This window comes from Bradyrhizobium sp. LjRoot220, assembly GCF_964252915.1.
In the GTDB taxonomy this organism is placed as follows: domain Bacteria; phylum Pseudomonadota; class Alphaproteobacteria; order Rhizobiales; family Xanthobacteraceae; genus Bradyrhizobium.
In genome coordinates this window covers 362,672-387,085 of sequence record NZ_CAXUPS020000005.1, presented here as the reverse complement: position 1 = coordinate 387,085, position 24,414 = coordinate 362,672, and the positions used below count along the sequence as shown (strand labels likewise).

The window sequence follows — 24,414 nt, the reverse complement described above, 5'->3', positions numbered from 1 at the left end:
TTTCCCCTCTCGGGTCGTCATGCCCGGGCTCGTCCCGGGCATCCACGTCTCGCGATAGCGCCGCAAGGAAGACGCGGATGGCCGGGCGTAGGCGAGCGGAAGCGACGCCGTCCTTCGGACGGCTATGCCCAGCCATGACGGAGAAGTTCTCCCAAGAGCCATTACCTGTCACGTCATTGAATTCGACCCAGTTGCGGTGATACTGCACGGCAATCCCCGGAGAATTCCATGCTCACCAGGACACCGCATCTTTTCGACGACGCCACGCAGGTTACCGCCGGCGACAGCCGCTGGCGGGGCAAGACCAGCGAGGATTACTGGGCCTTTGTCGGCCCGTTCGGCGGCGCCACTGCCGCGACCATCCTGCGCGCGCTGATCGATCATCCGCAACGAGCAGGCGATCCGCTGTCGCTGACAGTCAATTTCTGCGCGCCGATCGCGCAAGGCGCCTTCGATCTCGACGTACGCCTGGTCAAGGCCAACCGCTCGACGCAGCACTGGTGTGTGGAGATGACGCAAGGCGGCGGCGAGGTGGCAACGCTGGCTACCGCCGTGTTCGCCGAGCGCCGCCCGTCCTGGTCGCACCCGCAGGCGCCGTTTCCGCCAGCAAAACCCTATGAGCAGACGCTGCCTTACGGAAAAGTCGCTGCCCCCTGGGTCAAGCAGTATGATTTCCGCTTCATCGAGGGCGAACCAGGCTGGGGCTCGGCGTCGTCGGCCGAGCCGAATTCGTTCTCGAAACTGTGGCTCGGCGACCGGGTGCCGCGGAAGATCGACGCGCTGTCGCTGATGTCGATGTCGGACGCATTCTTCGGCCGCATCTTCCACGCCAGACGCGAACTGGTGCCGTTCGGCACGGTGTCGCTCACCACCTATTTCCACGCCGACGCCGCCGATCTCGCCGCGGAAGACATCACGCGCGTCCTGGCGGTCGCCGACGCCAAGATTTTCCACAAGTCTTATGGCGATCAGAACGGCGAACTGTGGTCGCCGAACGGACGCCTGCTCGCAACCACGACGCAAATCGCGTATTTCAAGGCGTAAGGGAACATACGGGCCTCATCTTCCGTTCCCTACGACTGGAAGGCGGCTCATGTCCGAACCCGACGCCAAAAAGCCCGATATCGCCCTGCTCGGCATCCCCATCGAGATCGGCGCTTCGCAAGCGGGAACGCTGATGGGACCCGCGGCATTGCGAACCGCGGGTATTGCGCGCGTGCTCGATCAATTGGGATTTGCCGTCGAGGATCACGGCGATCTTGCCATACCCGCGGTAACGCCGGACGGGCCGCCGCGCCCCAACGCCAAATTCTACGATGAAGTCAAAACCTGGGTTCGCCTGCTCAGCGAGCGCGCCTACCAGCTTGCCCGTTCCGGCGCCGTGCCGATCTTCATGGGCGGCGACCACTCGCTCTCGATGGGATCGGTCAATGGCGTGGCGCGGCATTGGAAAGAGCAAGGCCGGCCGCTGTTCGTGCTGTGGCTCGACGCGCATGCCGACTACAACACGCCCGACACCACCATCACCGGCAACATGCACGGCATGGCCTCGGCGTTCCTGTGTGGCGAAGCCGGGCTTGACGATCTGCTCGGCGATCAGCCGCGCGCGTCGATCACGACGGATCAGCTCGACCTGTTCGGCATCAGGTCGATCGATCCGCTGGAAAAAAAGCTGGTCCAGGAGCGCCGCGTCGCGATTGCCGACATGCGCGCGCTCGACGAGTTCGGCGTCGGCGTGCTGATCCGGCGCGTCATCGAGCGCGTGAAGGCCAAAAACGGCGTGCTGCATCTCAGCTTCGACGTCGACTTTCTCGATCCGGCGGTCGCACCGGGTGTCGGCACCACCGTTCCCGGCGGCGCCACCTATCGCGAGGCGCATCTGATCATGGAGTTGCTGCATGATTCAGAACTGGTGTGCTCGGTCGACATTGTCGAACTCAACCCGTTCCTCGACGAGCGCGGCCGCACCGCGCGCGTCGCGGTGGAGTTGATCGGCAGCCTGTTCGGCCTGCAGATCACCGACCGGCGGACGCCGACCAACGCGGTATTGCCCGGCAACAGCTAGAATCCATCGTCGTCCCGGCGAACGCCGGGACCCATAACCACAGGTGTTGATTATCGAACAAGGTATCGACCCACGGCGCTCTAATCGAGAGGCTGCGGCGTATGGGTCCCGGCGTTCGCCGGGACGACATCGATGTTAGCGCCTCACTCCGCGGCGAGCTTGAGATCCGGTGCGGCGGCGCGGACGTCGGCGTCGACCTGGGCCTCGAACTTGGCAAAGTTCTTCTGGAACATGCCGACCAGCGCGCGCGCGGTCTTGTCGAACTCGGCCTTGTCCTTCCAGGTGCTGACGGGGTTGAGGATGTCGCTGGGCACGCCCGGCAGCGCCGTCGGCACCGCAAAACCGAAATATTTGTCGGTGCGGAATTCGACATTGCGTAGCGAGCCGTTCAGCGCCGCGGTCAGCAGCGCGCGGGTCACCTTGATCGGCATCCGGCTTCCGGTGCCGTATTTGCCGCCGGTCCAGCCGGTGTTGACCAGCCAGCAATCGACATTGTGCTTCGCGATCAGTTCGCGCAGCATGTTGCCGTAAACGGACGGATCAAGCGGCAGGAACGGCGAGCCGAAGCAGGTCGAAAATTCCGGCTGCGGCTCGTTGCCTAAGCCGCGCTCGGTGCCCGCGACCTTGGCGGTGTAGCCGGACAGGAAGTGATACATCGCCTGCGCCGGGGTCAGTTTTGCGATCGGCGGCAGCACGCCGAACGCGTCGGCGGCCAGCATCACGACGTTCTTCGGCTGGCCGGCACGGCCGGTGCGCGAGGCGTTCGGGATGAAGTCGAGCGGATAGGCCGAACGGGTGTTTTCCGTTTTTGAGCCGTCGTCGAAGTCGGGCACCCTTGTGCGCTCGTCGAGCACGACATTTTCAAGCACCGCGCCGAAGCGCTTGCTGGCGGCGAAGATCTCCGGCTCGGCTTCCTGGGACAGCTTGATGCATTTGGCGTAGCAGCCGCCTTCGAAATTGAAGATGCCGTCCTTGCCCCAGCCATGCTCGTCGTCGCCGATCAGCGTGCGCTTGGGGTCGGCCGACAGCGTGGTCTTGCCGGTGCCGGACAGGCCGAAGAAGATCGCGCTGTCGCCGTCGGGACCGACATTGGCCGAGCAGTGCATCGGCATCACGCCCTTGGCCGGCAAATAATAGTTCAGCGTGGTGAACACGCTCTTCTTCATCTCGCCGGCATAATAAGACCCGCCGATCAGGACGATCTTGCGGGCGAAATCGATCGCGACGACGTTCTCCGAACGCACGCCGTGGCGTTTGGGATCGGCGCGGAAGCTCGGCAGGTCGATGATGGTCAGCTCCGGCACGAAGTTTTCCAACGCCGACGCGTCGGGGCGGATCAACAGCGTGCGGATGAACAGCGAGTGCCAGGCCAGCTCGGTAAACACGCGGGTCTTGATCTGGAAGCTCGGATCGGCGCCGCCACAGAGATCCTGCGCGAACAGCGTCATGCCTTCGGCGTGCTTGATGAAGTCGGCATGGAGCGCGTCGAACTGCTCCGAGGTGATCGACTGATTGCCGGCCCACCACATCTTCTCGGTGGAGGCGTCGCGCACCGTGAACTTGTCCTTCGGGCTGCGGCCGGTGAACTCGCCGGTGTCGGCGCACAGCGCGCCATCGGCAGAGAGCACGGCTTCGCCGGCGCTTAGCGAATATTGGTAGAGCTGCGGCGCTCCCAGATTCCAGTGAACCTGTTTGAGCTTTCTTAAACCGAATTTATCGGCGCCGAAGGCGCCGTTACGTAGACCCGTCTCTTGCACGAAGAACCTCCTCGAACCCGCGTATCTCGATCGCGCGAATGCCGCTAAACGCGCCTCTGTCGCGGTGACCACCGAATATAGCCTTCCGGCCTCGGTCCGGCGACCTAATACTTGGCAACGCCGGGCTTGCCAAGTCGATCCCGCACGATTTGGTTTATTCCCGACAAGGCCTTGATCTAGATCAAACACTTGCTGCGGTGCGGGGACGTTGCTCGCGCTCAACGCGCGTCCATCAGGCCCGCGATAGCGCTATCATTTAGTTATTGCGTCGCACAATCAAGTCAACGGGAAGCGCCCTCGCCGATCAAAGCAAACGGCGCCCAGAACGCCGGATAGGCGTTGCGAGGCGAGGAAGCGTCGGTGAGATAGGCCAGCATCGACTGACGCAATGCCTCGGCGCGGCCGAGTTTTGGATCGGCTTTCAGCCGATCGAACGTTGATGTGGTGAGGCGCGTGGCGGCTGCGGAATCGACCGCCCAGTGCGACACCAGCAATGCACGCGCCCCGGCATAGAAGAACGATCGCGCCAATCCCGAAAGCGCTTCGGCGCCTGGCTTGTCGCCGGCGATCGTATTGCAGGCTGACAGCACCACCCAATCGGCATTGAGTTTCAACTGGGCCACTTCACTTGAGGTCAGCAGGCCGTCGTCGAGTTCAGACGGCTGCCGGGGAATGCTGAGCACCAGCGACGGTTCGGCGATTCCCTTTACGTCGCCGGCGACGAGACCATGGGTGGCGAAATAAACGATGCTGTAATCGGCGAGCCGCGCACGCTTCACCGTGGTTTCGCTGGCGTCTTCGCCGAGATGAATATCGCTTTCGGACACGCCGAGATTTTTCGCGACGGCATTGAGTTCATCCGCCGTGTCAGGCAGTTGCAACAGCACATTCGAGAGCCGCGCGCGGTCGACGCCGGCCCCCTGCCAGAAGTCGGTATAGGCGAGGCTGGTGACACCGCGCGCCGCGGACTTGATCGGAGCGGGTTTCGTCGCACCGCGCTTGTCGCCGCTACTGTCCTGCAACGGGCCGAACAGCGGATCGCCGAAACCGGTCATCGGCTTGCTGGTCTGATCCTTGCGGGCAACCATGCGCAGCGTTTTCAGGCTTGCGGCCGACGGCAATACCGACACCGCGTGTCGCTTGAGCAGCCAAGCGGCATCGCGATAACCGTCGAGTGTTTCCGGGATCGCGGCCGGCGGCTTCTCCGTCACCAGCAAATGAAACGGCAGCGCCGTCAACGCGCCGGTAGGGACAATCAGAAGACTGCGCTTGTCCTTCACCCGTGCCTCGACACCACCCAGCAGGTGATTGTACAGCCAGTTGGCGAATTCGAGATTGAACAGAGCGGATTTTCCGGACGAATCGCCGGCGCTGGCGACATTCAGTCCACGGCGGAAATCGGCGACCAAGTTGTACAGCTCTTCCGAGCCACGCCCGATCGGCTTCCAGTCAAAACCCTCGCGCGTGATCGCGATGACGTAGCTGTCCTTCACAGTCGCCGTGAGCAGCACCATCGCCTCGTCGCCCGACAACAGCGACTGAATCTCCTTCACCGTCAATGGCAGCGGATTCGACAGCGCGGCATAGTCGGGGAATTCCGCAGACAAGGCTTCCTGCAACGACGGGCGTTCGGTCGAGATGGCGGCAAGCCTGGCCTTGGCACGCTGCTCGGCAGCCGGGTCGCGCTTCGATCGCTCTTTCGAGACCGCCGCCACCAAGGCCCTGTCCAGCGCCTCCGTTTCCGCGGCGAGATCCTGATCCCGGCGAACCAATTCAGCGAGCCGATCGTTGCCGGCAGCCAGCCGCACCGCCAGCTTGTTGACGGCGGACGCCGCCGATGACTGGGTGCCGCGCTGGATCGCATTCAACATCGCATCCACCGCCTGCTCGGTCGGTATCAAGTGGTTGCGCTCGGCGTTCGCCAGCACCTCCAGGACGGCGTGGAGTTCTCCGCGCCCGCTCGCGATCAGCCGTAGCGCCAGCGGCAATGCCTTTTCCGGGTAACCTGTATTGGCACGGAAGAGCGCCAGAGCGTTCATGGATCTGGCGGTATCCGGATGATCGGGGCCGACCGCAGCTTCACGGACCGCCAACGCCCGTTCGAACAGCCGCTCGGCATCGCGAACGCGGTCCGTCGGCCCATCATAGAGGTCCGCCAGATTGATCAGCGAACGCGCCACGTCGGGATGATCGGGGCCGAGGACTTTCTCGCGGATCGCCAGCGAGCGCTTTATCAGCGGCTCCGCTTTGGCGAAGTGGCCCTCGACCTTCTCGACCTGACCGAGATTGTTCAGAAGCGTCGCGACCGCCGGATGCTCCGGACCCGCCGCTTTCTCGTAGATCGCCAGCGCGCGCCTGAACAGCGGCTTGGAGGCGTCGTGGCGGCCCTGCTTCTCGTAATGGGTGCCGAGATTATTCAGGGACTGCGCGACGTCGGGATGTCCGGACCCCAGCGACCGCTCACGGATCGCCAACGCGCGTTTGAACAACGGCTCAGCTTCGGCATAGCGCTGCTGGCGCTGGTAGAGTGCCGCGAGATTGTTCAACGCGGCAGCGATCTCCGGCGAGCCGGCACCGGTTGTCTTCTCCAGGATCGCGATGGCCCGCCTGGACAGCGGCTCGGCTTCAGCGTCCCTGCCCTGACTGCCATAAAGCTGCGCCAGATTGTTCAGCGCGGCGCCGACGTCGCGATGCGCGGGACCGTGTTTCTTTTCCAGCGATTCGACCTGCCCCTGCGCCAGCGCGACGGCTTCGGCATATTTTCCGGCGCGGCTAAGCTCATTGATCCTGGCGCTGACGGCCGCGGTATCGCTCTTCGCGAGCGATGGCGCGCTCAGGCACGTGCCCGCGACAAGCGCGAGGTATAGCGAAAGTACCAGTCGATGGCGGGAATTCATGGGTGCGGACTTAACCCTGGCCACTTCGCGTGGGAGCGTGGATTAGGTCGCGCGAATGACCGCAGCCGTTCAAATCCGCCCAGGATGGCTTGCGGCTAATCCTTGGCAGGCTCTTTGGCCCGCGCCTCGCCGGCCAGCCGGACCAGCATTTTGCGCAAGGCGGTCCCGTCGGTGACCCGTTCCGGGAAATCCAGCCGCAGCGTGAGGTTGCCGGCCTGCATGTCCATGCCGTCAGGGTCGCAGCCGGTGCAGGCCCAGTCCGCGCTGTCGGCGCCCAGCAGCCGGGTGGCGTAGAGGTTCATCGCTTCGCGGTGGTCACCGTTCATATGTTCCACGGCGCCCTGCTCGGCCTCCAACAGCCCCTCGGCGTCACCAATATCGGTCAGGAACTGCGCCGGCGCGAGGTCGATAATCCGGCCAAACCCGGCGACCAGATGAGCGCCCAATGGCAGAATCCGAAAAAACGAAAAATCCTTAAAGTTTACAAAGGCATCCGCCGACGGATGGGCATTGAGATAGCGCCGGCGCAGGGTTTCGGCCTGGTCGGCCGCGGCCTCCTCCGCCCGTCCCGCCAGCATGATCCGGGCGCCCTCCAGGGGATCGCCCGCGGCGCGCTCATCCAGCATCAGGGAGACCCTGTTATCGGCCAGAATGTTCCTGGTATGCAGCGCCAGCCGCGAGATCAGCAGGATCGGCGAGGCATCCGCGTGGCTCGCGACATTGACCAGCGAGCAATAGGGATCGCCGCTGCCGGCCATCAGGGTCGCCAGCGCGCCCTGCCGGCTCCGGCGCAGCAGCGAGCGGGCCAGCCTGGAAGGGTCGAAATCGGCGGTCGGTTCCATGGTATATCCAGCCATCTCGTTGCAAAAAAAGAGCCTTTTCTCAGCCCTTGAGGGTGCTATATGGGGTGCTACGCATCGTCCGCGGAACGTTTTCGCGGAACTCGGTCACACTTCAGCCCAGCTTGCATTGCTCGTTGACCGCCTACGAAGCCCATTTACACGGCGCCTAGCTGAATTGCCCGCCGTCTAAGCCACTTCTCTATCGAAAGCAGGCTCATGCCCACAATCGCCTTGGTCGATGACGACCGCAACATTCTCACTTCCGTCTCGATTGCGCTCGAAGCCGAAGGCTATCGCATCATGACCTACACGGATGGTGCGTCGGCGCTCGATGGTTTCCGCACCTCGCCGCCGGACCTTGCGATCCTCGACATCAAGATGCCCCGCATGGACGGCATGGAAACCTTGCGGCGGCTGCGGCAGAAATCCGATCTGCCGGTGATCTTCCTGACCTCCAAGGATGAAGAGATCGACGAATTGTTCGGTCTCAAGATGGGCGCCGACGATTTCATCCGCAAGCCGTTCTCGCAGCGCCTGCTGGTCGAGCGCGTCAAGGCGGTGCTGCGCCGCGGACAGCCGAAGGATCCGACCGCCGCCCCGAAGGAGCCGGATGCCCGTGCACTCGACCGCGGCCTGCTGCGAATGGATCCGGAACGTCACACCTGCACCTGGAAAAACGAGCCGGTGACGCTGACGGTGACCGAATTCCTGATCCTGCAGGCGCTGGCGACACGGCCCGGTGTGGTGAAAAGCCGTAACGCGCTGATGGACGCGGCCTATGACGACCAGGTTTATGTCGACGACCGCACCATCGACAGCCACATCAAGCGGTTGCGCAAGAAGTTCAAGGTGGTCGACGACGATTTCGAGATGATCGAGACGCTCTACGGCGTCGGCTATCGCTTCAAGGAAGCCTGATCTGCAGTTTCGACGCGGCCAGACAACTGACGCCCCCGCGCGTCTGGGATAGGATTGAACGCGCCGCGCGCGTTGCAGGGACGCGCGTTGCAGGGACAATCGAGACAACCGGCAGTTTTCGCCATTGCTAGACCGAACGCAGCCTGATCGAGGCCGGAATAACGAGGATGCGTCTGCGTCGCTCGATCGGGATTACGTTGCCGGCGACACGGCGCCCGACCAGGGCTGGCGGCGGCCGCTCGGCTGGCTGCGCCGCGCCGGGCAGTTCTTCTTCGCGCTGTCCTTTTCCAGCCTCACCCGCCGCATCGTTTCGCTCAATCTGGCCGGTCTGGTGGCGCTGGTGGCGAGCATTCTCTATCTGTCGCAGTTCCGCGCCGGCCTGATCGAGGCACGTGCACAGAGCTTGCTGGTGTATGCCGAGATCATCTCCGAGGCGATCGCGACCTCGGCCACCGTCGAGGGCAACACCATCACCCTCGATCCCGACCGCCTGCTCGATCTGAAGCCCGGCGAAAGCTATGGCGTGCCGGACGAGTATTCGGATTTTCCCATCAATCCGGAACGCGTCGCGCCGGTGCTGCGCCGTCTGATCGCGCCGACCAAGACCCGCGCGCGCATTTTCGACCGCGAGGGCGGCCTGATCCTGGACAGCCGCAATCTGTTCGCCCGCGGCGACGTGATGCGGTTCGAATTGCCGCCGCCGTCGGCCGACAAGCCCAACATTGCCGAGCGCTCGATGCGCGCGGTGCGCAACTGGTTCAACCGCGGCGACCTGCCGATCTATCGCGAACTGGGGCCGGAGGGCGGCAAGGGCTATCAGGAAGTCGCACAATCGCTGGGCGGCCAGAAGAGCAGCATGGTCCGCGTCAACGAACGCGGCGCGGTCATCGTTTCGGTCGCGGTCCCGGTGCAGCACTTCCGCGCCGTGCGTGGCGCGCTGATGCTGACGACCCAGGGCGACGACATCGACCAGATGGTCGGCGCCGAGCGCTGGGCGATCCTGAAAATCGGCGGCGTGGCCTCCGCCGTCATGATCGTATTGTCGCTGCTGCTGGCGAGCACGATCGCGGGTCCAGTGCGGCGGCTGGCCGACGGCGCCGAGCGCGTCCGCCGCCGCATCCAGACCCGCGTCGAGATTCCCGATTTCACCCGGCGCCGCGACGAGATCGGCCATCTCTCCGGCGCGCTGCGCGAGATGACCAACGCGCTCTATAGCCGCATCGAGGCGATCGAGATGTTCGCCGCCGACGTCGCCCATGAACTGAAGAACCCGCTAACCTCGCTGCGGTCGGCCGTGGAAACGCTGCCGCTGGCGCGCAATGAAAACAGCCGCGCGCGGCTGCTCGCCGTGATCGAACACGACGTCAAGCGGCTCGACCGGCTGATCTCGGACATCTCCGACGCCAGCCGCCTCGACGCCGAACTGCAGCGGCAGGATATGGCGCCGGTCGATCTTCGCCGGCTGCTGACGACGCTGGCCTCGGTCGCCAATGAAACCAAGCTCGGCCACGACGTCTCCGTCGAGGCCCGCTTCGAGGGCCGCAGCCCAACCGATACCTTCTCGGTGCCCGGCCATGATTCGCGGCTCGGCCAGGTGATCTCCAATCTGCTGTCGAATGCGCAGTCGTTCTCCCATGCCGGCGGCAGGGTGCGCATCGTCTGTCGCCGCGCGCGGTCCGAAATCGAAATCGTGATCGACGACGATGGCCCGGGGATTGGCGAAGATGCGCTCGAGCGCATCTTCGAGCGCTTTTACACCGACCGGCCGCATCAGGGCTTTGGCCAGAATTCCGGTCTCGGTCTGTCGATCTCCAAGCAGATCATCGAGGCCCATGGCGGGCGCATCTGGGCGGAAAACCGCTCCGGCCCGGCCGACGCCGACGGCAACCCGACGGTATCCGGCGCGCGCTTCGTGGTCCGGCTGCCGACGCCATGACGACCGCGAGCGTGCACGCCTCCGCCGTCTTGGTGGGCGACCGCGCCGTCCTGATCCGCGGCCCGTCGGGTTCCGGCAAGTCGCGGCTGGCCTTCGACCTGATTCTGGCCGGCCGTACCGGCCAGCTTCCACCGGCCATTTTGGTGGGCGATGACCGTGTCCATCTCGACACACTCGCCGGAGAATTGTGGGTCCGGGCTTCGACCGAATTGGCCGGCCTGATTGAAATCAGGGGGCTCGGGATTCGTCGCTGTGATTGCGTCAGTGAGGGGTTGGTCGGTCTGGTTGTCGACCTCGCGGCTGACGACGCCGAACGGCTGCCGGCGCCGGATGCTCTCCAAATCAGCCTTAATGGTGTTTTGATACCGAGAATTCCCGTTGGAATGGGCTTTCAACCCCTTCCGCTGGTTGTTGCCGCGCTGACGACAACTCAAAGTTCATCTTCCGGTAATAATTCGGCTGATTGTGTGAAGGGGTTTGGTAACCATATAAGCCCCACTATCGCGACCGAATAAGACCGGCGCAGGCTCCCCTCTCTGCCTCCAGTTTCCGGGAGATTAGCCAAGATGCCCTCTTGCGCGGGGCCTCTGGATGGTCAAAGTGGCGCGTTCGTGCGGTGCACCAAAAGCACCCGCGAGGAGTTTCCGATGATTGGTCTAGTGCTTGTGACCCATGGGCGCCTTGCCGACGAGTTCAGGGCGGCGCTCGAACATGTTATGGGTCCGCAGAAACAAATTGAAGCGATTACGATCGGAGCCGAGGACGACTCCGATTTGTGTCGAAGCGATATCATTGAAGCAGTGAATCGCGTCGACAGTGGCGACGGGGTTGCCATCCTCACCGACATGTTCGGTGGAACTCCCTCGAACCTTGCGATCTCCTGCATGAGCCGCCCAAAGGTGGAAGTGCTCGCAGGCATCAATCTTCCCATGCTGGTCAAGCTTGCCAAGGTGCGCGAAGAGCGCTCGCTTCCGGATGCCATCGCGATGGCCCAGGAAGCCGGCCGCAAATACGTCACCATCGCCAGCCGCGTCCTCGCCGGCAAATGAGCGACGAGGCCGCGCCCGGAAGCGATATCGGGCCGACCGTGCCGGCGGGCGCCATTTCCCGCGAACTTCTCATCATCAACAAGCGCGGTTTGCACGCGCGCGCCTCGGCCAAATTCGTCCAGATGGTCGAGCGCTTCAACGCCGAGGTCTGGGTGACGCGCGGCAACGAGACCGTCGGCGGCACCTCGATCATGGGATTGATGATGCTGGCCGCAGGTCCCGGCACCACGGTGGTGGTTTCCGCGATCGGCCCCGAAGCCCAGGCCGCGGTCGATGCGATCGCAGGTCTTGTCGCCGACAAGTTCAACGAAGAGGGTGTGTGAGGCGAACACTCTCCGGGTCATGGTTCGAGACGCGCGAAGACGCGCTCCTCACCATGAGGGTCTAAGATCTCACTCTGAGCTAGTAGACCTCATCCCCGGATGAGCGCTTTGCGCTCACCGAGGGAGCCGCGTTTGCGTGCGTCTCGAAGGCAATCACACCCACCTCAGGATGACGGGAGAGCCAGATCTCAAAACGGATTGGTGACGATGCCGCCATCGGCGCGCAGCGCGGCGCCGTTGGTGGCGCTCGAGGCTTTCGAGCAGACGTAGCAGATCAGATTGGCGATCTCCTCGGGCTCCGCGTAGCGCTGCAGCAGCGACGCCGGCCGGCGTTCGCTGAAGGTGCGGGCGACGAGATCGTCGACGGTCGTGCCCATGCCCTTGGCGCGCGCGGCCAGACGCACCGGCGCCATCTCGACCCAGGTCGGCCCTGGCATGACGGAATTGACGGTGACGTTGGTCGCCTTGGTCAGTTCGGCGGCGCCGCGGGCGACCACCAGCTGGGCGGCCTTGGAGAAGCCGTAGTGAATCATCTCCTTGGGGATGAAGACGCCGGACTCGCTGGAGACGAACACCACGCGGCCCCAATCCTTGTTATCCAGCATCCGCTTCAGGTAATGCCGGGTGAGGCGCACCCCGCTCATCACGTTGACTTCGAACATCCTCGTCCAGTCGGAATCCTCGATATCGAAGAATCCCTTTGGCTCGTAGATGCCGAGATTGTTGACGAGGATGTCGACTTCAGGGAATTGCGCTGTCAGCGCGGCGCAGCCTTCCGCGTTGCCAAGATCGACCGCCGCCGAATGTACCTCGGCTTCCGGCGCGGCTTGCCGGACTTTTGTCATCGCCTCGGTGACGGCCGCCTGCTCGCGCCCGTTGACGATCACTTCCGCGCCCATCTGTGCAAGCCCGATCGCGGTTGCCAGCCCGATGCCGCGCGTCGAGCCGGTGACGAGGGCGGTCTTTCCAGTCAGATCGAGATTCATGCGTTGCTCCCCAAATTCCGTTCTTGCTTACTTTTTCTCCGGCGGCACCACATACACATTCCAGATCGTGGCGGCACCCGGCTTCCCCAGGAAAAACCTTCGCGTGGTGATCACCATGCGCTCGCCATGGGCGGCATGGAGCTTCATCCACGCCTCGCATCTTTCCAGCTTCCAGTCGCCGGTTTCGCAGATGCCAATGAAGCCCGACCGTTTGGCCTCCTCGAGCGAAGTCAGCCCCGACGACCACGGCTCGTCCGGCGCCAGCACTGGCGGATGATCGGGGCTGTAGAAGGTGACGGGCTGGCCGATATCGCTAAAGGCCGCAACCACGGGCCAGGCTGTAAAAAACCGCCGGTGCCAGACTTCCGTCAGTTCGCGGGCCAGTTCGGAGCGCGCCCGGTAGCTGGCGCCCTCGTTGCGATGCTGGCCGGCATCATAGGCGACGATCTGCGGCGAGGCGATCAACACCGCCAGCGTCAGCACCAGCCAGGTCGCGGTCAGCCGAAGCAGCGCCAGCTGCCGCACCCGCAGCGCCGGGATCGCGATCAGCGCCAGCGGCACCAGGAAAAACAGCGGGATGCCCCAATCGGTCTTGATGTAGATCTGGAACAGCACCGCGCCGAGTGGCGGCCCGATCGCGACTACTACCTGGATCAGCCAGACATTGAGCGCCTGCGACGTCCGCACACCGGTATTCGCACCACGCGACCAGAACGCAAAAGCCGGCTTGCGCCAGAGCGACGGCCACGCCAGCGCTATTCCCGCCAGCACCACCGGCAACGCCAGCAGCGCCAGGTTATGGCCGACATAGCCGAGCGCGAGGTTGTCGATCATGTGACGGTCGGTGATGGAATAGATTTCGCCGGCGTAGGTGAACGGGACGAAGTTCACGTCCCTGAGCCAGATCAAATGCGGAATCATCGCCACCACGAGCACGAAGATCGCCACCCACGGCGCCGGTGAGCGCAGGAACTGGACGCGCTGCGGATGGATCAGCGCGGCAAGGCCAATGGCGCCGATCATGGTCAGAGCCCAGTATTTGGTCATCAACGCCAGGGCGCCGGCGAGCCCCAGCCATATTCCGGATTTGACGCTGCGTTTGTCGAATGCGTCCAGATAGGCCAGCACCAACAGCGGCAGCGTCACCAGTTGCAGCAGGTCCGGATTGTACTTGAAGCCCTTGAAGTTGAAGATCGGATAGAGTGCGAGCATCACCACGACGAGGAAGGCGCGGCGGCGATCGACCACGCGCAGCGCCAGCAGCCAGCCGATCACGAGGCTGCAACCGAGTGTGGCCATCGCCAGCGCATAGGTCGCCCAATCCGTGACCGGGAACACCCTGAACCAGAGCCCGGCGACCCAGCCCGACAGCGGCGGATGCTTGCCATAGCCGAGCAGGAACTTCTGGCCCCAGCCGAACGCCTCGGCGACATCCATGTGAATGTCCTGGCCGGTCTTCAGACTGACCAGAATCAGCGTCCAGAGCGCGGCATGGGCCACTGCAAAGCCGCTCACCAGCCACAAGGCGCCCCTGGGATCGCTGGCGTGCGCGGCCAGCCACGCCGCCACCCGCCGGATGGACAGTCTGCGCCGGGAACGCGCGGCGGCGGGCAAAATGGATGCAGTCGACATGGAGGAGTGCGTAGCGCGTTTTTGGCGCGCGTGGAATCAGCTTGGCGTGAAGAATGCCCCTTAAAATACAGCAATATGGTTGCCGCACGGGGATGTGAATGCTATCCCGCGCCCATGACAACTGCCCCGATTTCCAACATCCGCAACTTCTCCATTGTCGCCCATATCGACCATGGCAAGTCGACGCTGGCCGACCGCCTGATCCAGACCACCGGCGGGCTGACCGATCGCGAAATGGCGGGCAAGGAGCAGGTGCTCGATTCCATGGACATCGAGCGCGAGCGCGGCATCACCATCAAGGCACAGACGGTGCGGCTGAACTACCGCGCCAAGGACGGCAAGGACTACATCTTCAACCTGATGGACACGCCGGGCCATGTCGACTTCGCCTACGAAGTCTCGCGCTCGCTGGCGGCCTGTGAAGGATCGCTGCTGGTGGTCGACGCCAGCCAGGGCGTCGAGGCGCAGACGCTCGCCAACGTCTACCACGCGCTCGATGCCGGTCATGAGATCGTGCCGGTGCTCAACAAGGTCGACCTGCCCGCTGCCGAGCCGGAAAAGGTCAGGCAGCAGATCGAGGACGTGATCGGCATCAGCGCCGCCGACGCGGTGATGATCTCGGCGAAAACGGGGCTTGGCATTCCCGACGTGCTGGAAGCCATCGTCACGCGTTTGCCGGCGCCGAAGGGCGACCGCGGAGCGACGCTGAAGGCGCTGCTGGTCGACAGTTGGTACGACGTCTATCTCGGCGTCGTCGTGCTCATCCGCATCGTCGACGGTACGATGAAGAAGGGCCAACGCATCCGGATGATGGGCACCAACGCGGCCTATGACATCGAGCGCGTCGGCTTCTTCACCCCGAAGATGACGCCGGTGGACGAACTCGGCCCCGGCGAGATCGGCTTCATCACCGCCGCCATCAAGGAAGTCGCCGATACGCGCGTCGGCGACACCATCACCGACGACCGCAAGCCGATCACCGACATGCTGCCGGGCTTCAAGCCGGCGATCCCCGTGGTGTTCTGCGGCCTGTTCCCGGTCGACGCCGACGACTTCGAGACGCTGCGCGCGGCGATGGGCAAGCTGCGGCTTAACGATGCCAGCTTCTCGTTCGAGATGGAAACCTCGGCCGCGCTCGGCTTCGGCTTCCGCTGCGGTTTCCTTGGGCTGTTGCATCTGGAAATCATCCAGGAGCGGCTGCAGCGCGAATTCGACCTCAACCTGATCGCGACCGCGCCGAGCGTGATCTACAAGATGCACCTGACCGACGGGCAGGAGATCGAAATCCACAATCCCGTCGACATGCCCGACGTGGTCAAGATCGCCGAGATCCAGGAGCCGTGGATCGAAGCCACCATCCTTACGCCTGACGAATATCTCGGCAGCGTGCTGAAACTTTGCCAGGACCGCCGCGGTTCGCAGAAGGAGCTGACCTACGTCGGCGCGCGCGCGATGGTGAAATATGATCTGCCGCTCAACGAAGTCGTGTTCGATTTCTACGACCGGCTCAAATCGGTCTCGAAGGGCTACGCCTCGTTCGACTACCATCTGACCGACTACAAGCCCGCCGACCTCGTCAAGATGCAGATCCTCGTCAACCTCGAGCCGGTCGACGCGCTGTCGATGCTGGTGCATCGCACCCGCGCCGAAGGCCGCGGCCGCGCCATGGTCGAGCGGATGAAGGAACTGATCCCGCCGCACATGTTCGTGATTCCGATCCAGGCCGCGATCGGCGGCAAGGTGATCGCCCGCGAAACCGTCCGCGCGCTGCGCAAGGACGTCACCGCGAAATGCTACGGCGGCGACATCACGCGCAAGCGCAAGCTTCTGGAGAAGCAGAAGGAAGGCAAGAAGAAGATGCGGCAGTTCGGCAAGGTCGACATCCCGCAGGAAGCCTTCATTGCCGCGCTGAAGGTGGATAGCTGAGGCAGCGGCCTTGCTATCGGCTGACTTGAAACGCACCGCAATTTGAATGGCCTTTGAACGGCAGACTGAATATTTTGCGGCGATGTTGCGCATATTCTCCGTATCGATCGTCATCCTCCTGTCGCTGCTGCCGGCGGTGACATCAGCCGCGTCTGCCAAGCGGCACGCCCATCGCGGGCATAATTATGGTTTCCTGCCCGGCTACCATCAGCCACCCAACAACACGGTTCCGGTGTTTGGCGCGAGGGGCGCCGCGCGGGGCGCGCGCGACTACACCCCCTACTATTATCGCTACAATGGCGATCGCTACTATTTCGGCAGACCCGGATTTTTCCGCGGACGCTACAACGGCGGCAGCATCGGCCCATGCTGGACCCAGACCCCCATCGGGCCAATCTGGAATTGCGGGTAGCAAGCCAAAACGTCGACCACGTCAGCGGAAGGCGATGACGCTAGATAGCGGCTGCGCACTCCTCCGCCACCAGCCGCTCCAGCGCCACCTTCGAGGCGCGCTGATCGGCAACCAGCTTCTTGGCCATCGCGAGCCTGGTGATGGTGCGAACCAGCGCTGTTGCCACGGGGTTGGGGCCTTCCGGCTTGGCGCAACGTAGCGACAGATGGGTGCCGCCATTTTCGAGCGGCGTCAGTTCCGCCGTCTGCCGCACGATGGCACCCATCGGCAGCCGGATGTGCCAAGTGACGTAGTCGAACGGGAGCCAATCGACGATGTCGTGCACCGTCGAATCCTTGCCATGGGCGCAGTGCTGCGTCGCCCCGGGCCCGATCCGCCCGCGCGCGAGCCCGGTCATGGTCATGTCATCGATGCCGTGCTGCCAGCGGATCTTCTTGTCGACGTCGGTGACATAGGCCCAGGCCATCGCCGGCGGCACCGGCAAATCGCATTCCATCGATTCGAAAGCCAGTGGCTCGTCTGATCGCACCACGATTCGGCGCGTCGCGCGCCAGCGCGCAAAGATCGGCGCGAGATCGTAGACGTAACAAACGGTGTCGCCGAAATCACCGGTGCTTTCGACGTGGCGGATGGTGCCGGCAAAAAACTCCGGCAGGCCGATCGCTTCGGCGGCCTGTTCGGTCACCAGCGCATAGGCCTTGATGCCGGTCGCGGCCGTCACCGAATTCTTCATCAAACGGTGCAGGCGGATCACCTCCGCGCCCTGCAATTCGGTGCGGCCCGCCATCTGCTGCGTGGCATAGGTGCCGTGATGCAGGAAGAACTTGAGATCGAGCTGGCCCATGTTGCGGCAAGCATTGCAGGTGCAGGTCGTGTTTACGCGCATGGCGCCGAGGGCCTGGCTGAAGCTGCAATAGATGCGCTCGATGGCATCGAGCGGAAACTGGCGCTGCGGCAGGTTCACATCGGGCAGATGGGTCAACGCCGCATCGCCCTGCAGATTGGACAGGATGATCGGCGCCTTGATCTCGGCAAAGATGCTCTTGAACAGCGCGTCGAGGATGCCTTGCGCGTGCTCGAGCTCCGAGCGCGTGAGGAACATGGTGTAGCCGGTAATATCGGCAATGAGCAGAAAGCCCTGTTGCGCCATAGCCAGTACTCCCTGACTCTCCTGGGATGACGACGCGAAATACGGCCATCCTAGCAGAAAGTTGCGCCCTTCGCGCCCGTTATCGCGGTCGGCGGCGGACAGCGAAGGCCTCCCATGCGCCCCGCGCCTTGCCCTGCGGCACCGGATCGGTCACCATCGCGCTTGCTCAGACCATAAAATCCAAAAAAAACGTTGAGGAAACGCATGGGCAGGCCCGCCGGTTTCTCCCAGTCCGGTTTCTCCTATGGCTGGATCGTCGTTGGCGCCGGCGCGCTGATGACCTGCGTCGGCTTCGGCACGATGCTCTCGCTGGCGGTGTTCCTGCAGCCGATTGCGGCGGATACCGGCTGGTCGGTCAGCGGCGTCTCGGCGGCGGCGACGATCGATTTCCTTGCCATGGGATTCGCGGCGTTCTTCTGGGGCACGCTGTCCGACCGGTTCGGCACCCGCATCGTCGTGCTCGCCGGCGCGGTGCTGCTCGGCATCGGCCTGGTCGGCGCGAGCCAGGCCGTGAGCCTGTGGCAATTCCAGTTCTTCTTCGGCGTGCTGATCGGGATCGCGGCCGGCAGTTTCTATGCACCGATGGTCGCGGTGGCGAGCGCGTGGATCGAACATCGCCGCAGCCTCGCGGTGGCGCTGGTGTCGGCCGGCATGGGCGTTTCGCCGCTGACAATCGCACCGTTCGCCAGCTGGCTGATCACCGCCTATGACTGGCGCACGGCGATGCTGGCGATTGGCATCGCCTCCTGGGCGCTGTTGATTCCGGCGTCGTTCCTGGTGCGCCCGGCGCCACCAGCGGCAGCGCCTGCGCACGGAGATGATGCCGCGCCGGAAATACAGTGGTCCGTCGGGCAGGCGTTGCGGACGCCGCAATTCATCACGCTGGCGCTGGCGCATTTCGCTTGCTGCGCGGCGCATTCCGGGCCGATCTTCCACATGGTGAGCTATGCGATGATCTGCGGCATCGCGCCGCTGACCGCCGTCACCGTCTATAGCCTTGCTGGCTTTTCCGGCCTCGGCGGCCGGCTGCTGCTCGGCGTCATGGCCGATCGTCTCGGCGCCAAGCCGGTGCTGGTCGGCGGGCTGTTCGTGCAGGCGATGTCGGTCGCGACGTATCTGGCGGTCGGCCAGCTCGGCGAGTTCTATGCGCTGTCTGTCATCTTCGGGCTCGCCTATGGCGGCGTGATGCCGCTTTACGCGGTGCTGGTGCGCGAATATTTCGGCGCGCGTATCATGGGCTCGGTATTCGGCGCGGTCTCGGCGTTCGCAAGCCTCGGCATGGCGCTGGGGCCATTGGCCGGCGGCTGGGTGTTCGACACCTTCCACGCCTATCACTGGCTCTATGTCGGCTCCTTCGCGATCGGGATTACCGCGGTCGCGGTGGCGCTGAGCTTTCCCTCCACGAAGCGGCCACCGCAGCCCACGCTCGATCTCAGGCGTGCTGCGGCCTGAGAGGCGTGCCTCGATATGCATGCCTCGCGCCGCCTTGATCGATGGCGGCGGATGGGCCACCATCGCCGCTCGCGCCCAACAATATAAGCCAATGCGAGGAAGCGCATGAACAAGCATCCCGGTCTCGACCTCGTCGAGCGCGCGCGCACGCTGCAGCCGTTGATCGCGCGCGACGCCGACGAGATCGAACGGACGCGGCGGCTGACGCCTGATGTGACCACGGCCCTGATCGAGAACGGGCTTTATCGGTCGCTGCTGCCGCAGAGCCTCGGCGGCGCCGAATTGCCGCTCGAAAGCTTCATGCAGATGCAGGAGGAAATCGCCAAGGCCGATGCTTCCACCGCCTGGTGCCTCGGCCAGTGCAGCGTCTGCGCGATGACCGCGGCCTATCTCGATGCCGATGCCGCCAACGAGATTTTCAATGTCGCGCCCGGCATCCTCGCCTGGGGCGCGATCAACCACGAAGTGCAGGCGGTTCCGGGCGGCTACCGAGCCAGCGCGCGCTGGGATTTTGCCAGCGGCTCCCGGCAGGCGAGTTGGCTCGGCGCCCATGTCCGGGTTGTCGAGGCCGACGGCAGCCCGCGGCGCAAGCCGGATGGCTCGCCGGAAATCCGCACCATCCTGTTTCCGGTAGCTGATGCCACGATGTACGACGTCTGGGACGTCATCGGCCTGCGCGGCACCGGCACCGATTCCTACTCGGTCGACAATCTCTTCATCCCTGACAAATTCGCCGCGCTGCGCGACGATCCTGCGGCCTTGCGCGAAGACGGCCCGCTCTACAAGCTCTCCACCAACATGGTATTCAGCATGGGTTTTGCCGCGACCTCGCTCGGCCTCGCCCGCGCCACGCTCGACGCCGCCACCGATCTCGCGCGAGCCAAGACACCGCAAGGCCTCAAGGCGATGCGCGACAACAACGCCGTGCAGGGCCTGATCGGGCGCACCGAGGCGACCTTGCGCGCAGCGCGCGCCTATCTCTATACGACCGCCGCCGAAGTCTGGCGTGACCTGGCGCGCGGCGACGCCCTCACCGAACAGCACCGCATCGCGCTGCGCATCGCCGCGACCTGGACCATCCATCAATCGGCCGCCGTGGTCGACACCGCCTATCACATGGCCGGCGCCACCGCGGTGTTCAGCGCCAACAAGTTCGAGCGCCGGTTTCGCGACATGCACGCCATCGCCCAGCAGGTCCAGGCCCGCGACAGCCATTACGAGGACGCCGGCAAGGCGATCCTGTTTGCCGACCTCGACACGCCGCCGACGACGGCGCGTTGAGGGGACTCGTGAAGAAGATGGCCGGAACGAAATCCGCAAAAAAGCAGCCCGCGACAAATTCCTCTGCCGCCGTCGAAGCCGTCTTCGACGCTTATCCCAAACCGGTGAGGACGAAATTGCTGGCGCTGCGCCGGCTGATCTTCGACACCGCGAAAGCCACCGAGGGCGTAGGCGCGCTGGAGGAGACGTTGAAGTGGGGGCAGCCGAGCTATCTCACGCCGCAGACCCGGAGCGGCAGTACCATCCGGATCGACCAGGTGAAGCTCGAGCCCGGACAATACGCGGTCTATTTCCATTGCCAGACCAACCTGGTCGAGGCCTTTCGCGAGCTTTATCCGGAGCTGCGGTACGAAGGAAACCGGGCCATCCTTCTTAGCGCGGACGACAAGGTGCCCGAGGCAGCGTTGCGGCACTGCGTGGCGCTGGCGCTGACGTATCATCTGGAGAAGCGCAAGGGCACGGCGAAGTAGCGCTTTTGTGTCATTGCGAGGAGTTCACAACGCTCGCTCCGCACGTCGTCCCTGCGAACGCCGATGCGCAATTGCGCGTCGGGCGACCCATACACCGCTGTCATCCCTCGCGAAAGCGGGGGATCCAGTACGCCGCGGCCTATCGGTTCAATCATCGGCACCTGGAGGCCCGCTTATCTCGATCCCGTCATCCTGAGGTGCGAGCCTCTTCGGCGAGCCTCGAAGGACGACGGCCCGACTGTGGCCGATTCATCCTTCGAGGCTCGCCCAGCGGTGGCTCGCACCTCAGGGTGACGGAGAAATAGCTTCGCGTTCTCGCTACGCATTGCGCCCGAGCTTTGCTGGAAAACTTCCCGCCCTCCAAATAGAGGGCGCAGGGAAGACCGGGTGCGCGCTGCACCCGCGGTCCCGTGTGCGGTTGGTAGATAGAAAGCTGCACACGAGCATACAGGGCAGCGGTGAACACCCGGCCTTCCCTGCGCAATGGCTTTACGGCTTATAACGAGCTCTCCCCGGAGAACGGCTCTTTTGCCTCCGTTGCGCCCTGGAAGCTATTGCCTCCAGGTGCATTGACGCCAGCACCGCGACGTCAGGACCACACGTCTTCGCCGTACGCTTCGGCGCCTTTGGTCAAGGGCACCGTCACGTCCACCGCAACCCCGTCCAACGTCCGTGACCACGGCCGACGCCCTTCTGACTAGGACGGGATGGCCAAACTATGCCCCCGAGTCGGCCTTCTGTAAAAGCGAAATATTTTTTATTTTGGGGCTTGACACAAATTACGTAAAGCCGAAGTGATTTGCCCGTCGGGCTATTTTGTCACAGTCATTCCGGGGCGCGCGTAGCGCGAGCCCGGAATCCATCAGGCTGCATGCGCTGTCTCACCATGGATTCCGGGCTCTCGCTTCGCGAGCCCCGGAATGACGAAGAGGGCAGGACTGTTGGTGTGGTAGGCGGCCTGCGTCACGCGACCAGCGCCGCATCCACCTCGCCGCGCTGCGCCTTCAGCAGGCTGACGATCTCGGCATTGGGCCGGGCGCGGCTGAACAGGAAGCCCTGTCCCTCGTGGCAGCCTTCGTTGCGCAGGCAGCTCAGTTCGGCTTCGGTCTCGACGCCCTCCGCGGTGATGGTGACGCCGAGGCCCTTGCCGAGGCTGATGATCGAACGCACGATCGCCTGCGCGTCGCGGTTGGAGCCGAGATCGCGCACGAACGACTGGTCGATCTTGATCTTGTCGAACGGGAAGCTGCGCAGATAGCTCAGGCTGGAATAACCGGTGCCGAAATCGTCCATCGAGATGCGGACGCCGAGCGAGCGCAGCGCATGCAGCGTCGCCAGCACCTGACTGCTCTTTTCCAGCACCAGCGTCTCGGTGATCTCGAGCTCGAGCCGGGTTGCGGCCAAACCCGTCTGCTTCAGCGTTTCCATCACCATCGACAACAGATTGCCGACGCGGAACTGCAGCGGCGACAGGTTGACCGCGACGCGGACATCGTCAGGCCATTGCGCCGCATCCATGCAGGCGCGGCGCAGCATCAGGCCGCCGACGGCGTTGATCAGGCCGGTTTCCTCGGCAACGGGGATGAATTCCCCCGGCGAAATCATGCCGCGTTCGGGATGCGGCCAGCGTACCAGTGCCTCGAAACCGGTGATGCGGCCCGTCGAAAGGTCGATCAGCGGCTGGTAATGCGGCCGCAGCAGATCGTTCTCGATGGCGTGGCGCAGCTCGATCTCGATCTTGCGGCGCGACTGGGCACGGGCATCCATTTCGGCTTCGAAGAAGCTGAAGGTGCCGCGGAAGTCGTTCTTGGCGCGCGACAGCGCCATGTCGGCGTTCTTCAGCAATCTTTCGGACTCGTCGCCATCGCCCGGCGACATCGCGATGCCGATGCTGGCGCCGATTACCACCGAATGGCCATCAAGCAGATAGGGATCGCCGATCGCCTCCAGCAGACGCCGGGCCAGCAGTACCGCGTCCTCGGGGCGCATTACCCCGCTCTGAACGATGGCGAACTCATCGGAGTTGAGGCGCGCCAGCACATCTTCCTCGCGCAACGTCGATCGCAGCCGCTTGGCGACGCCGCGCAGCAGCTTGTCGCCGATGCCGTGGCCGAGCGTGTCGTTGACCGCCTTGAAATTATCGAGGCCGAGCACCAGCACCGCCGTCTTGTCGGCGCTGCGCCGCGTGTGCAGCAGGAGATCGTCCATTTGTTGACGCAGCAAATTGCGGTTCGGCAATCCGGTGAGGCTATCGTGCTGGGCCATGAAGGCCAGCCGTGCTTCGGCACGTTTGCGTTCGGTGATGTCCATCAGCGCCAGCAGGATTGCCGGCTGACCGCCGTAAACCAGCCGGCGCGAATAGATTGCGAGATCGATCAGGGTGCCGTCGGCCCTGACATGCTTCCAGGTCCGGGCCGCCTGTTCGTCGCTGCTGCGGTCGCCCTTCCACGGCAATTCCGGATCGAAGGCCTGCAGGCTGCGGATCGTCAGTTTCTCGAACTCGGCGCGGCTATAGCCATAGTGCTGGACCGCGGCGTCGTTGACGCCGAGCACGCGTTCGCCATCCAGCGAATAAACGATCATCGGCACCGGGTTGCTGTCGAACAGCAGGCGGAACGATGCCTCGCGCTGTTTCAACTCGGTGATATCGACGCGCAGGCCGATGACGCCGCCGTCCTCCGTCAACCGCTCGTCGATCAGGATCACGCGGCCATCGGCCAATGTCTGCTCGTGCCGGTCGCCGGGCTGATAAAGCCTGGTCAGACGTTCGCCGAGCCATTGCTCCTCGCGGCCGATCGCCTCCGGATAATCGCCGCGCTCGACGCCGACGCGGATGGTATCCTCCAGCCGCGCTCCCGGCTTGAACAGGTCGGAGCTGCGGTTGTAGATCTCCGCATACTTCTTGTTCCAGAGGATGTAGCGGCCTTCGGCGTCGAGAAACACGATGCCCTGGGGCAGGATGTCGATCGCCTCGAGCAGCCGCTCATGCGATTTGCGCGCATCGGCAATCGCAGCCTCCGCCTCGGCGCGCGTGCGCACGATTTCGCCGCGCTCTGCAGGTAGCTGCCGGCGCTTGCCTGAACGCTTTGGGCCGGGTTTTGTCGGTCGACCGAACAGGCGGGCAATCGAGGTCTGCTTTGGTTTCTTGATTGTTCCTGGCCTCATCTTCGGCATTGCTACGCCTCACCCGCCTTCTGCGTGCAATGTTCTCCGATAAGTGTCTGAAAAAATGGTGTCTCTTGCCGGTTCGCGGGCTCTGCGGCCGACGCGCCTCTGCCTGCTAAGACGGCGCATTCACGCCATGCGTGTACTGTTGCA

19 protein-coding genes are annotated in these 24,414 nt (G+C 63.9%); 12 read left to right on the top strand and 7 right to left on the bottom strand.

Annotation, left to right across the window (positions count from 1 at the left end; all coding sequences use genetic code 11):
* Nucleotides 1-228 precede the first annotated feature (228 nt).
* Nucleotides 229-1,044 (top strand): acyl-CoA thioesterase, encoded by an 816-nt coding sequence (locus ACSQ84_RS23060; protein ID WP_436213998.1) that lies wholly within the window; start codon nucleotides 229-231, stop codon nucleotides 1,042-1,044.
* Nucleotides 1,045-1,093: 49 nt separating this feature from the next.
* The gene (gene rocF, locus ACSQ84_RS23055) at nucleotides 1,094-2,065 is read left to right on the top strand and encodes an arginase (RefSeq protein ID WP_436213997.1); all 972 of its coding nucleotides are present in this window, start codon (nucleotides 1,094-1,096) and stop codon (nucleotides 2,063-2,065) included.
* A gap of 143 nt (nucleotides 2,066-2,208) precedes the next feature.
* Here the strand turns inward: rocF and ACSQ84_RS23050 are convergent, their stop codons facing one another.
* The 3 genes from ACSQ84_RS23050 to ACSQ84_RS23040 all read right to left on the bottom strand — a co-directional run bounded on the left by ACSQ84_RS23050 (nucleotide 2,209) and on the right by ACSQ84_RS23040 (nucleotide 7,561).
* Nucleotides 2,209-3,822: a phosphoenolpyruvate carboxykinase gene (locus ACSQ84_RS23050; protein WP_436213996.1), complete on the bottom strand. Its 1,614-nt coding sequence runs from the start codon at nucleotides 3,820-3,822 to the stop codon at nucleotides 2,209-2,211.
* Nucleotides 3,823-4,103: 281 nt separating this feature from the next.
* Nucleotides 4,104-6,719: a CHAT domain-containing tetratricopeptide repeat protein gene (locus tag ACSQ84_RS23045; RefSeq protein WP_436213995.1), complete on the bottom strand. Its 2,616-nt coding sequence runs from the start codon at nucleotides 6,717-6,719 to the stop codon at nucleotides 4,104-4,106.
* Between the two features lie 95 nt (nucleotides 6,720-6,814).
* Nucleotides 6,815-7,561: a HugZ family protein gene (locus ACSQ84_RS23040; RefSeq protein WP_436213994.1), complete on the bottom strand. Its 747-nt coding sequence runs from the start codon at nucleotides 7,559-7,561 to the stop codon at nucleotides 6,815-6,817.
* 216 nt (nucleotides 7,562-7,777) lie between these two features.
* On the opposite strand from ACSQ84_RS23040, the gene ACSQ84_RS23035 reads away from it, so the two are divergent.
* The 5 genes from ACSQ84_RS23035 (at nucleotide 7,778) to ACSQ84_RS23015 (ending at nucleotide 11,787) form a co-directional block, all read left to right on the top strand.
* Nucleotides 7,778-8,479: a response regulator transcription factor gene (locus tag ACSQ84_RS23035; RefSeq protein WP_016843287.1), complete on the top strand. Its 702-nt coding sequence runs from the start codon at nucleotides 7,778-7,780 to the stop codon at nucleotides 8,477-8,479.
* 124 nt (nucleotides 8,480-8,603) lie between these two features.
* Entirely contained in the window at nucleotides 8,604-10,415 is a 1,812-nt protein-coding gene (locus ACSQ84_RS23030; RefSeq protein WP_436213993.1) for a stimulus-sensing domain-containing protein, read from the top strand.
* The gene (locus ACSQ84_RS23025) at nucleotides 10,412-10,930 is read left to right on the top strand and encodes an HPr kinase/phosphorylase (RefSeq protein ID WP_436213992.1); all 519 of its coding nucleotides are present in this window, start codon (nucleotides 10,412-10,414) and stop codon (nucleotides 10,928-10,930) included. Before ACSQ84_RS23030 ends, ACSQ84_RS23025 begins: the two co-directional genes overlap by 4 nt.
* Before the next feature lie 132 nt (nucleotides 10,931-11,062).
* Entirely contained in the window at nucleotides 11,063-11,464 is a 402-nt protein-coding gene (locus tag ACSQ84_RS23020; protein WP_021076632.1) for a PTS sugar transporter subunit IIA, read from the top strand.
* Nucleotides 11,461-11,787, top strand: a complete 327-nt coding sequence (locus ACSQ84_RS23015) for an HPr family phosphocarrier protein (protein WP_436213991.1) — start codon at nucleotides 11,461-11,463, stop codon at nucleotides 11,785-11,787. Before ACSQ84_RS23020 ends, ACSQ84_RS23015 begins: the two co-directional genes overlap by 4 nt.
* Before the next feature lie 188 nt (nucleotides 11,788-11,975).
* Here the strand turns inward: ACSQ84_RS23015 and ACSQ84_RS23010 are convergent, their stop codons facing one another.
* Nucleotides 11,976-12,773 carry an SDR family NAD(P)-dependent oxidoreductase gene (locus tag ACSQ84_RS23010; protein WP_436213990.1) on the bottom strand — a complete coding sequence of 266 codons (798 nt, stop codon included), beginning with the start codon at nucleotides 12,771-12,773 and terminating at the stop codon, nucleotides 11,976-11,978.
* 27 nt (nucleotides 12,774-12,800) lie between these two features.
* Nucleotides 12,801-14,405: a glycosyltransferase family 39 protein gene (locus ACSQ84_RS23005; RefSeq protein WP_436213989.1), complete on the bottom strand. Its 1,605-nt coding sequence runs from the start codon at nucleotides 14,403-14,405 to the stop codon at nucleotides 12,801-12,803.
* A gap of 114 nt (nucleotides 14,406-14,519) precedes the next feature.
* Between ACSQ84_RS23005 and lepA the strand changes: the two genes are divergently transcribed.
* Entirely contained in the window at nucleotides 14,520-16,331 is a 1,812-nt protein-coding gene (gene lepA, locus ACSQ84_RS23000) for a translation elongation factor 4 (RefSeq protein WP_436213988.1), read from the top strand.
* Nucleotides 16,332-16,413: 82 nt separating this feature from the next.
* The gene (locus ACSQ84_RS22995) at nucleotides 16,414-16,743 is read left to right on the top strand and encodes a hypothetical protein (RefSeq protein WP_436214095.1); all 330 of its coding nucleotides are present in this window, start codon (nucleotides 16,414-16,416) and stop codon (nucleotides 16,741-16,743) included.
* A 40-nt stretch (nucleotides 16,744-16,783) separates the two neighbouring features.
* On the opposite strand, the gene ACSQ84_RS22990 is transcribed toward ACSQ84_RS22995, so the two are convergent.
* The gene (locus tag ACSQ84_RS22990; RefSeq protein WP_436213987.1) at nucleotides 16,784-17,893 is read right to left on the bottom strand and encodes a DUF2652 domain-containing protein; all 1,110 of its coding nucleotides are present in this window, start codon (nucleotides 17,891-17,893) and stop codon (nucleotides 16,784-16,786) included.
* Between the two features lie 204 nt (nucleotides 17,894-18,097).
* On the opposite strand from ACSQ84_RS22990, the gene ACSQ84_RS22985 reads away from it, so the two are divergent.
* From ACSQ84_RS22985 to ACSQ84_RS22975, 3 genes are all read left to right on the top strand, one after another.
* Nucleotides 18,098-19,345, top strand: a complete 1,248-nt coding sequence (locus tag ACSQ84_RS22985; RefSeq protein WP_436213986.1) for an MFS transporter — start codon at nucleotides 18,098-18,100, stop codon at nucleotides 19,343-19,345.
* Between the two features lie 105 nt (nucleotides 19,346-19,450).
* Complete coding sequence (locus ACSQ84_RS22980; RefSeq protein WP_436213985.1) at nucleotides 19,451-20,626, top strand: acyl-CoA dehydrogenase family protein; 1,176 nt, start codon at nucleotides 19,451-19,453, stop codon at nucleotides 20,624-20,626.
* A gap of 17 nt (nucleotides 20,627-20,643) precedes the next feature.
* Complete coding sequence (locus tag ACSQ84_RS22975; RefSeq protein WP_436214094.1) at nucleotides 20,644-21,096, top strand: DUF1801 domain-containing protein; 453 nt, start codon at nucleotides 20,644-20,646, stop codon at nucleotides 21,094-21,096.
* Nucleotides 21,097-22,059: 963 nt separating this feature from the next.
* Here the strand turns inward: ACSQ84_RS22975 and ACSQ84_RS22970 are convergent.
* The gene (locus ACSQ84_RS22970; RefSeq protein WP_436213984.1) at nucleotides 22,060-24,270 is read right to left on the bottom strand and encodes a putative bifunctional diguanylate cyclase/phosphodiesterase; all 2,211 of its coding nucleotides are present in this window, start codon (nucleotides 24,268-24,270) and stop codon (nucleotides 22,060-22,062) included.
* Nucleotides 24,271-24,414 lie beyond the last annotated feature (144 nt).